At 69.2% G+C, this 14,004-nt stretch carries 19 protein-coding genes and 1 pseudogene; 4 read left to right on the top strand and 16 right to left on the bottom strand.

Going from position 1 to position 14,004, the window contains the following annotated elements; genetic code table 11:
• Positions 1-203 precede the first annotated feature (203 nt).
• Positions 204-422, top strand: a complete 219-nt coding sequence (locus tag ACK4IU_RS17580; protein ID WP_197055732.1) for an AbrB/MazE/SpoVT family DNA-binding domain-containing protein — start codon at positions 204-206, stop codon at positions 420-422.
• Positions 422-802 carry a type II toxin-antitoxin system VapC family toxin gene (locus ACK4IU_RS17575; protein ID WP_409737795.1) on the top strand — a complete coding sequence of 127 codons (381 nt, stop codon included), beginning with the start codon at positions 422-424 and terminating at the stop codon, positions 800-802. Before ACK4IU_RS17580 ends, ACK4IU_RS17575 begins: the two co-directional genes overlap by 1 nt.
• On the opposite strand, the gene ACK4IU_RS17570 is transcribed toward ACK4IU_RS17575, so the two are convergent.
• From ACK4IU_RS17570 to ACK4IU_RS17510, 13 genes are all read right to left on the bottom strand, one after another.
• On the bottom strand, positions 792-935 hold the full coding sequence (locus ACK4IU_RS17570) for a hypothetical protein (protein WP_409737793.1): 144 nt from the start codon (positions 933-935) through the stop codon (positions 792-794). The two genes, ACK4IU_RS17575 and ACK4IU_RS17570, sit on opposite strands and share 11 nt — an antisense overlap.
• 98 nt (positions 936-1,033) lie before the next feature.
• On the bottom strand, positions 1,034-1,471 hold the full coding sequence (locus ACK4IU_RS17565; RefSeq protein ID WP_409737790.1) for a hypothetical protein: 438 nt from the start codon (positions 1,469-1,471) through the stop codon (positions 1,034-1,036).
• Positions 1,471-2,424 carry a phage tail tube protein gene (locus tag ACK4IU_RS17560; RefSeq protein WP_409737787.1) on the bottom strand — a complete coding sequence of 318 codons (954 nt, stop codon included), beginning with the start codon at positions 2,422-2,424 and terminating at the stop codon, positions 1,471-1,473. The genes ACK4IU_RS17565 and ACK4IU_RS17560 overlap by 1 nt, the downstream gene beginning before the upstream one ends.
• Before the next feature lie 24 nt (positions 2,425-2,448).
• The gene (locus ACK4IU_RS17555) at positions 2,449-2,868 is read right to left on the bottom strand and encodes an acyl-CoA transferase (protein WP_409737785.1); all 420 of its coding nucleotides are present in this window, start codon (positions 2,866-2,868) and stop codon (positions 2,449-2,451) included.
• Positions 2,869-2,945: 77 nt separating this feature from the next.
• Positions 2,946-3,539, bottom strand: a complete 594-nt coding sequence (locus tag ACK4IU_RS17550; protein WP_409737782.1) for a hypothetical protein — start codon at positions 3,537-3,539, stop codon at positions 2,946-2,948.
• 123 nt (positions 3,540-3,662) lie between these two features.
• Positions 3,663-4,295 carry a DUF6441 family protein gene (locus tag ACK4IU_RS17545; RefSeq protein ID WP_409737779.1) on the bottom strand — a complete coding sequence of 211 codons (633 nt, stop codon included), beginning with the start codon at positions 4,293-4,295 and terminating at the stop codon, positions 3,663-3,665.
• Complete coding sequence (locus ACK4IU_RS17540) at positions 4,292-4,603, bottom strand: hypothetical protein (RefSeq protein ID WP_409737777.1); 312 nt, start codon at positions 4,601-4,603, stop codon at positions 4,292-4,294. Before ACK4IU_RS17540 ends, ACK4IU_RS17545 begins: the two co-directional genes overlap by 4 nt.
• Complete coding sequence (locus ACK4IU_RS17535; protein WP_409737774.1) at positions 4,603-4,938, bottom strand: DUF2190 family protein; 336 nt, start codon at positions 4,936-4,938, stop codon at positions 4,603-4,605. Before ACK4IU_RS17535 ends, ACK4IU_RS17540 begins: the two co-directional genes overlap by 1 nt.
• 80 nt (positions 4,939-5,018) lie before the next feature.
• Positions 5,019-7,097 (bottom strand): prohead protease/major capsid protein fusion protein, encoded by a 2,079-nt coding sequence (locus ACK4IU_RS17530; protein ID WP_409737771.1) that lies wholly within the window; start codon positions 7,095-7,097, stop codon positions 5,019-5,021.
• A 5-nt stretch (positions 7,098-7,102) separates the two neighbouring features.
• Complete coding sequence (locus tag ACK4IU_RS17525) at positions 7,103-8,659, bottom strand: phage portal protein (protein ID WP_409737768.1); 1,557 nt, start codon at positions 8,657-8,659, stop codon at positions 7,103-7,105.
• A complete protein-coding gene (locus ACK4IU_RS17520) occupies positions 8,659-8,877 on the bottom strand; it encodes a phage head-tail joining protein (protein WP_409737765.1) in 219 nt (72 codons plus the stop codon). The genes ACK4IU_RS17525 and ACK4IU_RS17520 overlap by 1 nt, the downstream gene beginning before the upstream one ends.
• Entirely contained in the window at positions 8,868-10,841 is a 1,974-nt protein-coding gene (locus ACK4IU_RS17515; RefSeq protein ID WP_409737762.1) for a phage terminase large subunit family protein, read from the bottom strand. The genes ACK4IU_RS17520 and ACK4IU_RS17515 overlap by 10 nt, the downstream gene beginning before the upstream one ends.
• Positions 10,842-10,980: 139 nt before the next feature.
• Positions 10,981-11,577: a hypothetical protein gene (locus ACK4IU_RS17510; RefSeq protein WP_409737759.1), complete on the bottom strand. Its 597-nt coding sequence runs from the start codon at positions 11,575-11,577 to the stop codon at positions 10,981-10,983.
• A gap of 111 nt (positions 11,578-11,688) precedes the next feature.
• Between ACK4IU_RS17510 and ACK4IU_RS17505 the strand changes: the two genes are divergently transcribed.
• On the top strand, positions 11,689-11,961 hold the full coding sequence (locus ACK4IU_RS17505) for a hypothetical protein (RefSeq protein ID WP_409737756.1): 273 nt from the start codon (positions 11,689-11,691) through the stop codon (positions 11,959-11,961).
• Positions 11,962-12,056: 95 nt separating this feature from the next.
• Entirely contained in the window at positions 12,057-12,644 is a 588-nt protein-coding gene (locus ACK4IU_RS17500) for a DUF3489 domain-containing protein (protein ID WP_409737753.1), read from the top strand.
• Between the two features lie 53 nt (positions 12,645-12,697).
• Here ACK4IU_RS17500 and ACK4IU_RS17495 read toward each other — a convergent pair whose 3' ends face one another.
• The 3 genes and pseudogenes from ACK4IU_RS17495 to ACK4IU_RS17485 form a co-directional block, all read right to left on the bottom strand.
• Positions 12,698-12,922 (bottom strand): hypothetical protein, encoded by a 225-nt coding sequence (locus tag ACK4IU_RS17495; RefSeq protein WP_409737750.1) that lies wholly within the window; start codon positions 12,920-12,922, stop codon positions 12,698-12,700.
• Complete coding sequence (locus ACK4IU_RS17490) at positions 12,919-13,398, bottom strand: hypothetical protein (RefSeq protein ID WP_409737799.1); 480 nt, start codon at positions 13,396-13,398, stop codon at positions 12,919-12,921. Before ACK4IU_RS17490 ends, ACK4IU_RS17495 begins: the two co-directional genes overlap by 4 nt.
• 190 nt (positions 13,399-13,588) lie before the next feature.
• Positions 13,589-13,924: pseudogene (locus ACK4IU_RS17485) on the bottom strand (DNA cytosine methyltransferase); the annotation flags it as partial.
• Positions 13,925-14,004: the final 80 nt, after the last annotated feature.

Here is a 14,004-nt window from a genome sequence, read left to right as displayed (position 1 = left end):
GCCGGGCGTTCGCCGCCTCCATCTCGCGGCTGAGCCGTCCGAAGCCACGCGATCCGGCTTCGCCCACGCCTTCCAGTTCGGCGCGCACCTGCCGTCCGCCCACGGCCGCAAGGCGGACGCTGACGCGTTTCTCAGCCATTGGTCAGAGTCCTTGCTTTCGCCGCATCGGCGTCTTACGTTTCCGCCATCGATCTAGTGAGAGTATGACCATGGCCGAGACCGCGACCCTGTCCTCGAAGTTCCAGATCTCGATTCCCAAGGCGATCCGGGCCGCCCAGCACTGGGAGGCCGGGCTGACCTTTGCCTTCATCCCGAAAGGTACGGGCGTCCTGCTTGTGCCAGTGCCCAAGCGGGAGGCGCTGAAGGGGCTCGCGCGCGGCGCGTCCGCCGCCGATTATCGCGACCGGACGGATCGGTTCTGATGATCCTCGTCGACACGTCGGCGTGGATCGAATGGCTGATCGGCTCGCCGACCGGCGAGAAGCTGGCCGAGCAGCTGCCCGAACAGGCCGAATGGCTCGTGCCGACCATGGTCCAGCTGGAGCTGGCGAAATGGCTGACCCGCGAGGTCGGCGAGGACAAGGCGGATCAGGTGATCGCCTTCACGCAGGTCTGCCACGTCGTCCCGCTCGACACCGAGATCGCGCTGGCGGCGGCGGAGGCGTGCCGGGAGCACAAGCTCGCGACTGCCGACGCGATCATCTTCGCAACCGCCCGCGCACAGGGCGCGACGCTCCTGACCTGCGACGCGCATTTCGAGGGGCTGCCCGGCGTCTCGCTGATCGAGAAGATCAAGACCTGACACCGGAGCCACCATTCGCGGCCAGTTCCTCGTTCAGCTTCCGCACCATCACCGCTTCGATGACGGGCAGCAGTTCGGCCATGGCGAGCGGCGGCACGCCGAGCGCGTTACCGAGCGCAAGTGCTGCCGACATGTCCCAGCCGATCACAGCGCCGGGCAGCACGCGCAGCTGGCCACCGAGACGGCCGACCAGGTCCCAGACCTGCCAACCCTCCGGCGTTTCCGGACGGTTCAGCCGCGCCGGGCAGTCCGGGCAGGCTTGCGCACAGGCTTCGCAGTACCGCTCGCCCCCGCCGAAGGACCATTCGGCGAGAGCGCGGAGGCGTTTTTTTCCTGTTCCAGCAGCAGGCCCTTCGAGACGTAGGTCAGCTGGAAGGCCTCGAAGATCGGCCAGACGTCGAGCAACGCATCGATGGCCTCGGGGCTGGGATCGATGGAGTTGCCTTCGGCGTCGCCGATGCCAACCCATGCGAGGACTGCGCGGCGCGCCAGCGCCTTGGCGAAGGCGACGGCGCGCTCCTCGTCAGAGGCCTCCTCGGGCACCGCCTCGACACCCGGGTCGCTGCGCGTCGTCACCATCAGCGCGGTGGTCAGCGGGCGGAGCTGCACCCGGACGCCGGGGGCGAGATCGTGCCAGCGCGGCGCGTTGGTCAGATCGAGCGTCAGCATCAATACGTCTCCACATCGTTCACGAGGGTGGCGGTGCACATCCGGCCGACGATGCTGTCGCGGGCGGCCTGCCAGTCGAAGGTCGCCTGCACGCCCTGCGGCCCGGAAATCTCGATGCGCGGGCGCGGCAGGTAGACGGCGTGCACGGTTAGGCGCAAGCTCTCGCCCGAGGGCAGGACGTAGGCGAATTCCATCTCGCAGGCCTCGCCATTGATCGCCTGCGTCATCAGCGTCTGGTCGGCGAACCGCACCTCGATCCGGCCGGTGAGCGCCGCGATGGACGGGTCCGCCCCGTCGATGCGGCCGTCCGAGCGGATGGTCTCGATCCGGTCGAGGTTGTTGGCATAGGTGATCTCGGCCGAGACCACGTTGCCGAGGGCCGAGCCGTTGCGCGTAATCGCCCCGTTGAAGTGCCCGAAGCGCTTCAGCTCCAGCGCGGCGGGGGGTGAGGCGGGTGCGCCGAACGCGCTGGTGGTCGTGCCCACCGTCTCGCCCTGCGCCACCAGCCGCGCCGTCGCGGTCAGAAGCCCCGAGCGCTGCATCTGCCAGGTGATCTGGTCGAGCACGCAGCCGGAATACATGGCAAAGCGCGGGACCTCCGGCATGCCGGTCTCGATCGACGTCGAGGGCAGCGTCCAGGACCCCGACTGGAACTCGTGCGTCCAGGGACCGGTGCCGGTCGTCGTCGGCGCCCCGAAGGCCGCCTTCAGCCAGAAGCCGAAGGCCTCGGCGTCCAGGGGCACCACGACATCGCCATCGGCTGTTACCGCGTCCTTGATCGGCGCCAGCGGATCGCGGCCGTAGCCCAAGAGCTCCGAGTTCAGCAGCGGCTGCTCCGCGCCGAGCGAGGTGCTGGCGAAGGGCATGCGGGTGAAGCCGCTGGCGGGCGGCGTTCCATAGGTCGTCTCGAACGCAAGCGCCATCTGCGCCCGCGCCCCCTGGGCTCGTGCCATGGTGTTCTCCTCGGGTTGTCGGGATCAGCCGAGCGGATCGGCCGTGGAATAGTGAAGCACCACCGGGATCACGGCGGCCTTCAGGCTCGCCGCACCTTCGACCGGCAGATCGACGGGACGCGGCGCTTCCGCCTCGAGCCAGTCGCAAAGGCCTCCCAGCGTGCGGTCGGCGGCGAGCGCCGTGCCGATGCTTGCGGTCAGTGTATCGAAGGCCGCGTCACGCGCCGCGCCTTGAACCACCGCCTCGATCTCGGCGCGGTGCTGATAGTGGTAGCGCAGGGGCGAGAGCGTCACCTCGGGCTCCCCCGGCTCGCCGTCGCGCAGGATCAGCAGCCCTTCGGCCGGCACGCGCTCGGGCAGCACCTCACCGCGCAGGGCGGTGGCGGGCAGCGCCATGAGCCGCGCATGCAGCGCGGTGAGGATGGTTTCGCGAGGGGTGGGCATGGCGGCCTGTTCAGTTCAACGGTTGGAAAGAGGCTAGCAAGGAAGGTCGTTCCCGCGTCCGCGCGCCCAGCGAAAGGTCACGCATGGTCGATGGGGTCAGGAAAACTCGATGCAAAACACCGGATACCCTCGGCCCTCGTGTAAAGCATTGACCTTTCAACACCTTCCAGAATGTCCGTGTGCGGCTCGAAGTCAGGCAGCTGGCGCATGAACGGCGCCGTGCCACAGCCCGCTACGGCGCATTCCGGCCGCGATTTCGGGCAACGGTTGAAGTGGCAGAGCCGACCGAGATAGGCGTCGGTTCCGGGCTCGAACAGAAACACGTCGACCTGATGATCCGCGACGCCGAACTCCCGCTGCTGCTCGTGCTCCTTTCTCAGTGCGGTCGCCATGGCGCGCCGCAGTTCACCGAGGCCGGTCGGACCGTCGACCCACAGAGCAAGGTCGAGGTCCTTGCATTCATGCCAGAGCGGAATGCCGCGACGCCGATATGGCGCAAAACGTGGCACCTCCTTCCACAGGGGTTTGGCAACCGATCCGATGACCCCGATCGCCACGACCTGCGGGAAATTGCACCAAGCCGCCGCGATCACATCAGCGGCATGCCTGAAGTGCTGTTGCGTTCGCAGCAGAAAGGCGTTGTCCTCGTTTACGCGAATTGTTGATGGCATGGCGCCGCCGCTCCCGGACCTCGCAGGTATTCTGCCCTGATCAGGGGGCTCGAACCAGCACTTCCAGGATTGAAGCCTGATCGTCGCGGCCGCCACAAACACTCCAATGCGAGGCAAGGGGCTTTACCCAAGCCGTCCCTCCACCCAGTTCGCCACGATCAGCCCCGGCACGCTGTCCAGCGCCCGGTTCGCATCCCGCGCGAGGTCCAGCCGCTTCGGCAGCTTGACCTGCGGCACCAACAGGAAGATCGGCGCGGTGACCTTGCCGCGCCCGGTCTTCGGGCGGGACACAACGGCCTGCCCCTTCGTGTTCAGCCGTCCTTCCGCCACCAGCAAGCTCGGGCCGGTGCGGCGATAGACGAAGCGCAGGCGCAGCCCGCGTCGCCGTTCCCATTCGCCGGGGGTGATCCGGCCGCCGCGCAGGGATTTGCCCGCCGCGGGCAGCGGGATCGCCAGCCAGAACCCGTCTTTGGAGCGGATCAGCGGCCCGGTGTCATGCGCACCGACGATGACCGGGGCCTTCGACCAGACCAATGCTGCGGCGTCCAGGCTCTCGCCCGACCTCGGGAAGTTCTGGCTCCGGATCGAATTGGCGAGCCGTGGGCCGAGCCCCGCGCCGGTGATCTGCAACCGCCACGCCGACTTCAGCCCGGTCCCGGCCTCGCGCATGGCGGCCGTCACGGCGCGTTCACCGGCCGCGACCTCGGCCGCCATCATCGCCACTATGTCAGGATCGATGTCGAGCTTGAGTTTCACGCGGGCCTCAGATCGACGGTCCAGACCAGCCGCTCGCGGTCGCGGACGGGCTCGCCATGAATGAGGAAGGCGTCGCCGTCGATCTCGATGCGGTCGCCGGGGCGCGGGTTCGCAACCTCGGCGACGCGCAGATCGATCCGGGTGGTTTCCGACCAGAGCCGCGCGTCGCCGAAGTCGGTGACGGCGTCTGCGCGCCGGGCGACGACGCGCACCAGAACGGGCGCGCCGCCGTCGGCGATGTAGACCGCGTCCCGGCCGATGTTCGGATCTGCAAAGAGTGCGCCCACGGCGGCGGCGAAGGCGCTCATCAGAACGTCGCGTTCAGGCGCACCCGGCCGATGGTGTCGCCCGCGCCGCTCGCCACGGCCTCGACCGCCACGCCGATGAGGGTGTTGTCGGTGGCGACCGTGGTGCAGCGCTTGTTGGTGTCGTCCCAATAGACCTTGGCGCCGACGGTCCAGGCCTGCGAGCCGACCTTGGTGATGTCGAAGACGCCGACGAGCGCTGCCTCGACGGGCTCGCCGAGGGCGGCGTCCCCGGCGGCGATGCCGAAGATGGAGCCGACGAGCAGGCCATCGCCGGAAGCGACGGCATAGGGCGCGGTCAGGGTGATGGTGTTGCCGGGCTGGACGTAGGTTTTCATGGGGAGGATCCTTGTGGAAAGACGAAGGGCGGCCCGATTGGACCGCCCGCGTGTAGGGGTTCAGCATGTCGGGGTGCGGATTACGCGCCCGGGTTCTTGTAGAGGCCGCGCCAGTCGATGGCCTTGGCGCCGAAGTCGAGGCGGCACTTGATCTCGACACCGTCGACGTCGAAGCCGTTGCGCGTCTCGATGTAGGCGCCCTGCTGGCCCTCGAGATAGGCGTACTCGATGGTGTCGATCTGGTTCGGGCTGGCCGCCAGATACCAGGCCGTCTCGCTGGCGGCGTCGAGGCGCGGCTCGCTGATCGGCGCGAGCGTGCGGATCGACTGCGGCACCACGCTGGACGTCGCGGCGGGCACGAGGTTCTGCGCGACCAGCTGCTCGGCCTTCAGTTCCAGCGAGGCGGGCACGATCAGGAAGGCGGGGCGGACGTTCAGCACCGTCTTCTTGTCGAGACCCGTCTGCTTGGCCATCGCCGCACGCGCCGCGCCCACCGCATCCACCGCCAGTGCAGCGCCGGTGCCCGCGAGGTTCTTGTGCGTGGTGTGGAACAGGGCGTTGCCGTCGGCCATCGCCGGGTTTGCGGTGATGATGCCCCAGACCACGTCGCTCTCCAGCTGCGCGATGGAGTTGCCGTACATGGCAGGGATCCGGGTGAAGGCGTCGAGATCGTCGTTGATCAGCGTCTGGCGGGTGATCGCGACCACCCGGCCATAGGTCTTGACCTTGTAGCTCTCCTTGCTCTCGCCGAGCGTCCCGCGCTTGAACTCGCCGCTCTCGCCGACCTCAAGAAGCTGCGGGGCTTCGCCGAGCTGCACCCGGTGCATGGCCTTGAAGTCGGTGGCAAGCACCTGGCGGCAGAACAGCATGAAGGTGCGGGGATAGGCCTCGTAGGCTTGCCGCAGGGTCTTGTTGGTCACCGCCGAGAGGATCTCGGGGAAGTCGGAGGTCGAATGCAGGGCCCGCGTCGCCACCTCGTCGCGCGACAGCCCCCGCGTGTTGACCCCGGCGTTGCCGAGGCTTTCGCGGGCGAGCTCCAGCAGCGTCATGCCGCGATACTGCCGGGCGGCGTCCTCCAGCTGGAAGAGCGTCGGGCTGTAACGGTGCAGGAGCGCGTTCGCCACCGCGTCGCGGCGGGTGATGCGCTCGTCCCTGCCGCCGAGCGGGACGGAGACGTGCGGGAAGGTCCGGGTCTCGTCCGACTTCGCCGCGACCTGGTCGAGGATCAGGCGGCGGGACTCGTCGACGCTGACGCCGCGCTTTACCAGGTCCTCGGCGAAGCCGCGTTCCAGGTTCAGCCGCCCGGCCAGATCGTAGATGGTGGAGACGCGATCGCGCTCGGCTTCGCGGGCGCGGGTGGCGACCGCCTCGGTGTCGGGCGCGGGCGTTGGCTGCGTCTTCGGCTGGCTGCGCATCTCACTTGCGTGGACCTTTGGGTCGCTGGCCGCGACCTTCGGGTCCGGCGCAGCCGCTCTCGGCTCGGTCATGGTAGTGTCCTCGGTTTCGACCGGCTCGGTCGGCTGGGTGGTGGCGGGAATTGCGGCGTCGCTCGCCGGGGTCTGGGTCTTGTCCGTCATCGGGATCGGTCCTTTCGTGCTTGAAGGGGCGTCCCGGCGGTGAAGGACGCAGTCGTGAAGGGGATGCTGGGCGCGAAAGCCCGCGGCGGGGTCGGCGCCGACCGCGACGGCGGAGACCTCGAAGGGTGTCCAGTCCACTGCCCGCCAGAGTTCGCGGGCGGCCTCGGGCTTCGAGACCTCAAAGCGATGGACCTGGTAGCCGATGGAGACCGCCCGGATGTGCCCGGCCTGGATGTCGCGCCAGATCGGCTCGACGTCGGCGCGCTCGCTGATCCGCACCTGCGCGATGCCGCGGCCGTTCTCGATCCGGGCAGAGCCCGGCACGACCGAGCCGATGACCGCGTCGAGCGTGTCGAGCTCGTGCACCTTCAGGAAGGGCGCGCCCGCGTTGAGCCGGTCGAGCCGGACATGGGCGGGATCGAGGCTCAGTTCCTCGTCATAGGGCTCGCCGAAGAAGGTGGCGCGGCGCACGCGGGCCCCGGCCGACCAGACCACCTCCACGGTGCGGCTGTCGGCATCGGCGGTGTTCGGCGCAAGCTCCGCCGACCGGCGCATGGCCGGCAGTTCGATCATCGTGTCCATGAAAGTCAGTCCTGTTGGTCGGCCTGCGCCGGATCGGTTTCCGCGTCGGCGGAGGGGTCGTCGGTGTCCGGTTCGGCGGCGGCGGGATCGGTGGCCAGATCGCTGGTCTGCGCGCTGCCAGTTTTCGTGACGCGCCGCGGGTCGCTGTCGAGCACCAGCCCCAGCGCGTCGAGCTTGGCGTTGGTCGCGGCGATCTCGGCCAGCACCGCGTCGGGGTTGCGTCCCTGCCGCGCGATCACCTCGGCCAGCGTCATGGTGCCGGAGCGGATCGACAGCAGGTTCGCCATGGCGTCCTTCTGCGGATCGACCGCCTCGAACTTCGGCGGCGACCATTCGACCGGTACAATGGGCGACGGGATCTGCCCCGCCGCCCACGCCGCTTCCGTGAACCAGCGCCAGACCGGCGCGCAGAACATCGGGATGAACAGCTGCCACTGCACCGCGTCGATCTGGCGGCGGAACTCGACCAGCCCTGCCCGGATCGAGGAATAGTTCACCTGGGACAGATCCCCGGTCAGCAACTCGTAGGGCACCCGGAAGCCCGCCGAGATCGTGTGCAGGCTGGCCCGCTTGTACTCGCCATAGCCGCCAGTGGCGGAGGGCTGGTTGAAGCGGATGTCCTTGCCGCCACGGGCATAGGCGATCAGGCCCGGCTCGAACTGCTCGACCCGGTTGCCGTCGGCATCGACCACCGAGGGCGCGATGCCCTGCTGCGCCTCGTCGTCGCCGAAGACGATGGCGGTGACGCAGGCCTCGGTCTTCTTGCGGACCAGTTCGGCCACCTCGTAATCGTCGAGATCACGCAACGACCGGATCACCGGCGCGCCCCAGGGAACGCCGCGCGCCTGCGTGCGCTGCTTCTCGTAGACATGGACGATCTCGCTCGCCGGGACCGGGCGACTCTGCAACCCGTTCTGCAACGCCCCATAGGCGTCGCCCGGGTGTTCGGCATGGAGCCAGTAGGCCCGGCGCTTGCCGACCGGGTCGAACTCGATCCCCTGGACCAGCCGCCCTGCGCCGAGGGCGCCGGATTTCGTGGCGTCGAGGAAGTCGGCCTCGAGCACCTGCAACTGCAGTGGCACCGGAAGGCCGTCGCTCGCTCGCCGCGGGCGGCGGCGCACCAGCACCTCGCCAGCTTCGACCATCTCTCGGCAGATCAGCGTCTGCAGCCCGTAGAAGTCGAGCTGGCCGTCGGCATCGCAGTCCGCCGTCCAGCGCTCGAAGAGCGCGTCGACCTTGCGGTCCAGCGTGTCGTCCCCACTGGCGGCGCGCGGCATGATCCCCGCGCCGATGATGTTGTTGACGAGCACGGCCGCGGCCTTGGCCGCATGCGGGTTGTTGCGCACCAGATCCCGCATCCGGTCGCGCAACAGCGCCCCGGCCACGCCGATCTCGGTGTCGGCAGAGGATCCCGGCGCGCGCCAGCCCTCGGTCCGCCGCCCGCGCGCTGCGCCATCATAGCCGCGCGTCAGGGTTTCGAAGGCCTGACGGGCCATGACGCGGCGCGCGGCCATGCGCGGCGCCACCGTGGCGATGGCGTGATCGAACCAGGTCGCCGACATCAGCGGTCCCCGCGGCTGAAGCCCGCGAGCCCGGCCACCGGCAGCGGACGATTGGTCCCCGCGATGGCGCGCTCGATGGTCCGGATGCGCGCGAGCAGATCCTCGGCCGAGCCGTAATCCACCGACTTGCCGTCATAGCTCACCCGGGTCGTGCCGCTGGCATAGGCCCGGCGCAGCGCCGAGAGCTCGGTTTCCGTCCAGTCGGTCATCAGAACCATCCTCCGCGCCGTCCGAGCCAGTCGGAGCGGCGCTTGCCCTGCGGGGCCTGTCCCGGCCGGTTGATCTGCCCGGCGGGATCGGTGTCGGTGGGGGCCGCCCCGAGCTGATCCTCGAGGTCGCGCCATTTCTCGTCAGGCCAGCGGTCCGCGCCCGCGATCCAGGCAGCGGCACGGGCATAGACCCGGCAATCCAGCGCCTCGTTGCGCTCGCGCAGCTTCTGCCATTCCAGACGGGCGAAGCCGCGTTTCGTGCGCACAGTTACCAGCTGCTCGGCCACGAACTGCTTCAACCATTCGTTCTCGACCCAGTGCGGCAGATGCACCGAGCCGGGCGGGAACGCGGCACCCTCGGCGTTCGGCCGGCTTACGCCGCGCCACTGGCGCGACGGTCCGGCCTCACCCTCCTCGGTCGGGCGCGCCAACCGCAGGAAGCGGTAGGTCTCGGCCTTGAAGGTCGAGACCGCCACGGTCCAGAGCCGCGCCCCGCGCCGCAGGCGTTTGCCGCCCTCCGTCGCGTCGACGAAGGTCGGCCCCGACACCGGGCTCGAGCGGTTGAACCCCTCGACGCCCTTTACCGGCGACACCTGCCCAAACCCCTGCGCCCGCGACCAGGAATAGACCGCCGGAGCCTCGTAGCCGGTGTCGATGGCGAGCCGCGCGATGCGCAGATGCGCGCCGCGTTCATGCGGCCAGCTTTTGTCCAGCAGCGCAGTCAGCTCCGACCATGCGTCATGCCGGTCCGGCCCACCCTCGATCACGACGTGATCGACGAGCCACGACTCAAGTCCACGACCCCAGGCCCAGACATCGACCTCGATGCGGTCCTTCTGCACGTCGGCCCCGGCGGTCAGGAACAGCCCGCCCGCGGGCACCGTGCCGGATGTCCAGCGCTCGCGGCGGTCGTAAAGCCGCTGCCAGTCTGGAGCCTCGCCGGTCTCGACCCATGTCTCGCCGAGGATGGTGTTGCGGAAGGCCTTGATCGCCTCGTCCGAGCCCTGCGCCGCGTCCCATGCCCGCACGATCCGCTCCCAGCTCAGCCAGCCGATCGGCGAGTAGAGTGCCGAGAGGTGATACCCGACCGTGGCCGGATCGGCGGCCCTGGCGGTCGCCCGCCATTCGCCACCCTCCAGCATCGCCGTCTTGTGGTGTTCCGCGATTGCCGCGTCGCAGCCCTCGCAGTGATACTCCGCCGTCTCCGGGCGGCCCTTCTGCCAGCGCAGCCGGTCAAACTTCAGCCATTGTGCGTGGCCGCAATGCGGGCACGGCACGAAGAACCGGCGCTGATCGCTCGCCTCGTATTCCCGCTCGATGCGGGAGAGCCCGCGGATCGTCGGCGTCGACACCAGGAAGACCTTGCGCCGATGCGCGAAGGTAAGCGACCGCGCTTCGGCCAACGTGACCGGATCGCCTTCCTCGTCGGCAGAGGCCGGATAGGCGTCGACCTCGTCGAGGAAGATGTATCGCGCCGGGGTGGAGCGCAGCCCGACCGCCGAGTTGGCCCCGGTCATGATCAGGATGCCGCCCGCGAATTCCTTCGACAGCATGGTGTTGCCCGCATCGCGGGACCGGGCCGGCTTGACCCGCTCCCTCAGTTCGGGGCTCTCGTCGATCAGCGGGTCGATCCGCTGGCGCGAGTTGCGTTTCGCCAGCTCTACCGTCGGCTGGACCGCCAGCATCGGCCCCGGCGCCTGGTGGATGGCAAACCCGATCCAGTTGTTGCCCGCCTCGGTTGCCCCGACCTGCGCGGCCTTCATGAACACGACCCGCTGCGTGGGATCGCCGGGCGACAGCCGGTCCATGATCTCGCGCATGTAGGGCGTGCGCACCGTGCGATACCGCCCCGGCTCGGCCGAGGCACGCCCCGAGAGCATCCGGTGCCGGTCCGCCCATTCCGAGACGGTCAGGTCCGGGTCGGGCCGCAGCCCGTTGCCCCAGGCGCGCAGGAGCGAGGCCATGTCCGCCATCGGTTCGAGGACTGGCCGAGCGCCCGCGCCGTCGAAGTCCGTGAGGCCATCTTCCGGCCCTGCGCTTGCGCTCCGGGCATTCGTCCCTCGCAAGGGTCCACTGGACCCTTGCGTTTCGCTGTCGCGAAACCGGTCCTCATCACCGGAAGTCGGGCCGGACCTCGGCGAGTTCGTCGAGGTGGGCGCGTACATGCTTTTCCAGGACCTTCTGCATCGCGGCTGGCTCCATGGTGATCTGCTGGCCCGTCGCGTCGCCGGATGAGCCCGAGAGCTCGGCCGCCATCAGCGCCGCCGCACGCGCGGGCCAGTTCACCCATGCGTCCCGTTCCTCCCGCGCCAGGCGGAACACCAGCGCCAGCGCGCGGGCCCGCTCGATCAGCTCCCCCTTCAGCTTCTGGAGCCGGATGCGCCGTTCCTGCGCCTTCAGCACCTCGTTCGCGGTCTTCGCCTGCAGAAAGGTCGTGCCGCCGCCGACGGCAGGAACCGCCAGACCCTGTTCGCGGAGCGTGTCGCCGACTGCGGCCACTGCCGCCTCGGGGACGGGCTTCAGCTTCGGCGTGGGCGGTTTCCTCGTCTTCGACGGGTCCGTCGTCTCGGCGCGGCGCGCGTCGCTGGCCGCCGCGTTGATGCTGCCGTCGGGATAGAGAACCAGCCGCTCGGCCGTCTTCGCCTTCTGGATCGCGCCCCGCGACAGCCCGACATGGGCGGCGTACTGGCGCTCGCTCATGCCCTGCATCGACGGCTCCGATTATCATTCAAAATCATGTGCTTATTGAGTTGATAAGCACGGCGGACAGAGGGAACGTGATCCCACGAAGACGATGCAACTCACCACGGAGCCACCACGATGACCACGCGCGTGAACCCGATCAACACCCCGCGCCACGAACTCCGCGCCGATAAGGCGCGCCGCAATCGAGAGGCGGCGCTAGCCGCCTTCGTCGGCAAGAAGGCCGAGATCGACGCGATGCTCGCCCGGCTGCAGGCGCTCAGCGACGACCATTTCGGCTGCCACCCCGACGAGGTGGGCTGGGCCATGGTCGGCACCCTCGGATACTACGCCGAACTTCTGAAGCGCATCACCGACAGCGCCTTCGGCGAGGGCGAACACGCCCGCTGATCTCCGGCATCGCCGGAACTCCCGCCGCGCCCCGGGCGCGGCTCGGGGTCGTAGGAGGCGCCGCATGACGCGGGCCCGAACACGGAGACGACCCCATGAACAGGCTTTCCGATACCCAGGCCATCATCCTCGCCGCCGCCGCGCAACGCGACGACCGCAACCTCCTGCCGCTGCCCGGCTCGCTCCGCGGCGGGGCCGCGGTCAAGGTGGTCGGCGCGCTCCTCGCGCGCGGGCTCACCGCGGAGATCGTCACCGACAGCCGGACGAAGGCCGACGCCGCCCTCAACCGCTTCTGGCGCAACGATGCGGACGGCCGCGCCATCCTGCTGCGCATCACCGACGCAGGCCTCGCCGCCATCGGCATCGAGACCGAGGACGCGAACACCGCGCCTGTGGGCGCGAGGGACGCGCCGACCGAGGAGCCCGCGCCGGACATCCGCACCAAACCGAAGGCTGCGCCCATGGCGCGCACGCTGCGCGAGGGCACCAAGCAGGCCACCCTGATCGCCATGCTGCGCGCGCCTGAGGGCGCGACCATCGAGGAGATCATGGCCGCGACGGGCTGGCAGTCGCACACGGTGAGAGGCGCGATGGCCGGGGCGCTGAAGAAGAAACTCGGGCTCGAGGTGACGTCGGAAAAGGTCGAAGGACGCGGGCGCGTGTACAAACTCCCTGCCGCCTGACGCACCGGACCCCGACAAGTTGATGGCCGCCGTCCCGCCGGGGCGGCGGTCGATCATTTGGCGCTCCGCATCCGGATCGCCTCGAACAGCCGCCGCAAGGCGAAGGAACGAGCTATCGACACGATGGTGAAGACAAGCCCTAGCTTCAGGTTTTGCGCTAGCGTCGTATGCAGCCCGAAGACCGGGAAGATCAGGATCTGCGTCACGACCGCGACGCCGTAGCCGACGATCACGTTGGCGACGGACTCGACCAGCGACATGAAGCGGGACTGCTTCATGCGGCCTCATCCATCGGCCAGCAGTTCAGCCGCGAGAGTTCGCAGCGCATGCGCCGCAACCAGGGGGACCACGCCGTTGCCACAGAGGCGAAGCCGGTCCACCCGGTGGGCCAGCCCATCAGCGCCTCGACGAACAGCGGGTTCAAGGTCCGGCGCGGCTCGGAGGTATCGCTCCCAGCCGTCGGCGTCACCAGGACCTGGCGGCCAAGCAGGCCGTTCACCGGCGTGTTCGCGAGGCTCGTCGCCCCGTCCTTGTGATCGCGCGCCGTCGGCGTCATCCACATCCCGGCCGCGTGGGTCAGGTCCGCTGTCCGCCTGTTGCCCGCGCTCGGCTTGCATCCGTCGTTCGCCATCGGCGTCGGCCAGTCCCGCGCCATCCGGTCCAGACCCTTCTCGTTGCGCCTGTCGCCACCCCGGCTGCGGAAGCTGTCGATCTGCGGCGTGGGCCACAGCGCGGCGGTCGTCGCGAGGTTCATTCCATGCTGGCCCGCTGCCTGCGATGGCGTCGGTTTGGTCTGCCGGTTCTCGTTGGCGCTGGCCCTCGGCGTCGGCCAGAGCCTCAGCAGTTCCGTCCGGTTCCCGCCACTCGACCGGGTTCCAGAGCAGGCGCGCGGGGTCGGCCTGTTCGTCTCCCTCGCGGATGGCGAGGATGAACAGCCGCTCGCGCTTGTGGGGCGCGCCGACTTCCGCCGCCGTGAAGAGGCCTGCCGCAAGGCGGTAGCCCATGCCGACCAGTCCGCTGGCGACTTCGGGGAAGCCGAGGCGGAGATGATGGGCGACATTCTCGAGGAAGACGAAGGGCGGTTCGACCTCTCCAATGATCCGGGCGACATGCGGCCAGAGGTGGCGCAGGTCGTCCGCGCCCCGGCGCTTGCCCGCGACCGAGAACGGCTGGCACGGATAGCCCGCAGTGACGATGTCCACTGCGCCGCGCCAAGGGCGGCCGTCGAAGGTTCCAACATCGTCCCAGACAACAGCCTGATCCAGGGACGCGTCTTCCATCCGCGCCACGAGAGTGGCTGCGGCGAAGGTTTCCCGTTCGACATGGCCCACAGCACGATATCCGGGGATGGCGATGGCGA

This window comes from Tabrizicola flagellatus (assembly GCF_046295235.1).
GTDB classification, from domain to species: Bacteria; Pseudomonadota; Alphaproteobacteria; order Rhodobacterales; family Rhodobacteraceae; genus Tabrizicola; species Tabrizicola flagellata_A.
The sequence above is the reverse complement of the archived record's forward strand: the minus strand, read 5'-3'. Positions and strand labels throughout refer to the sequence as shown.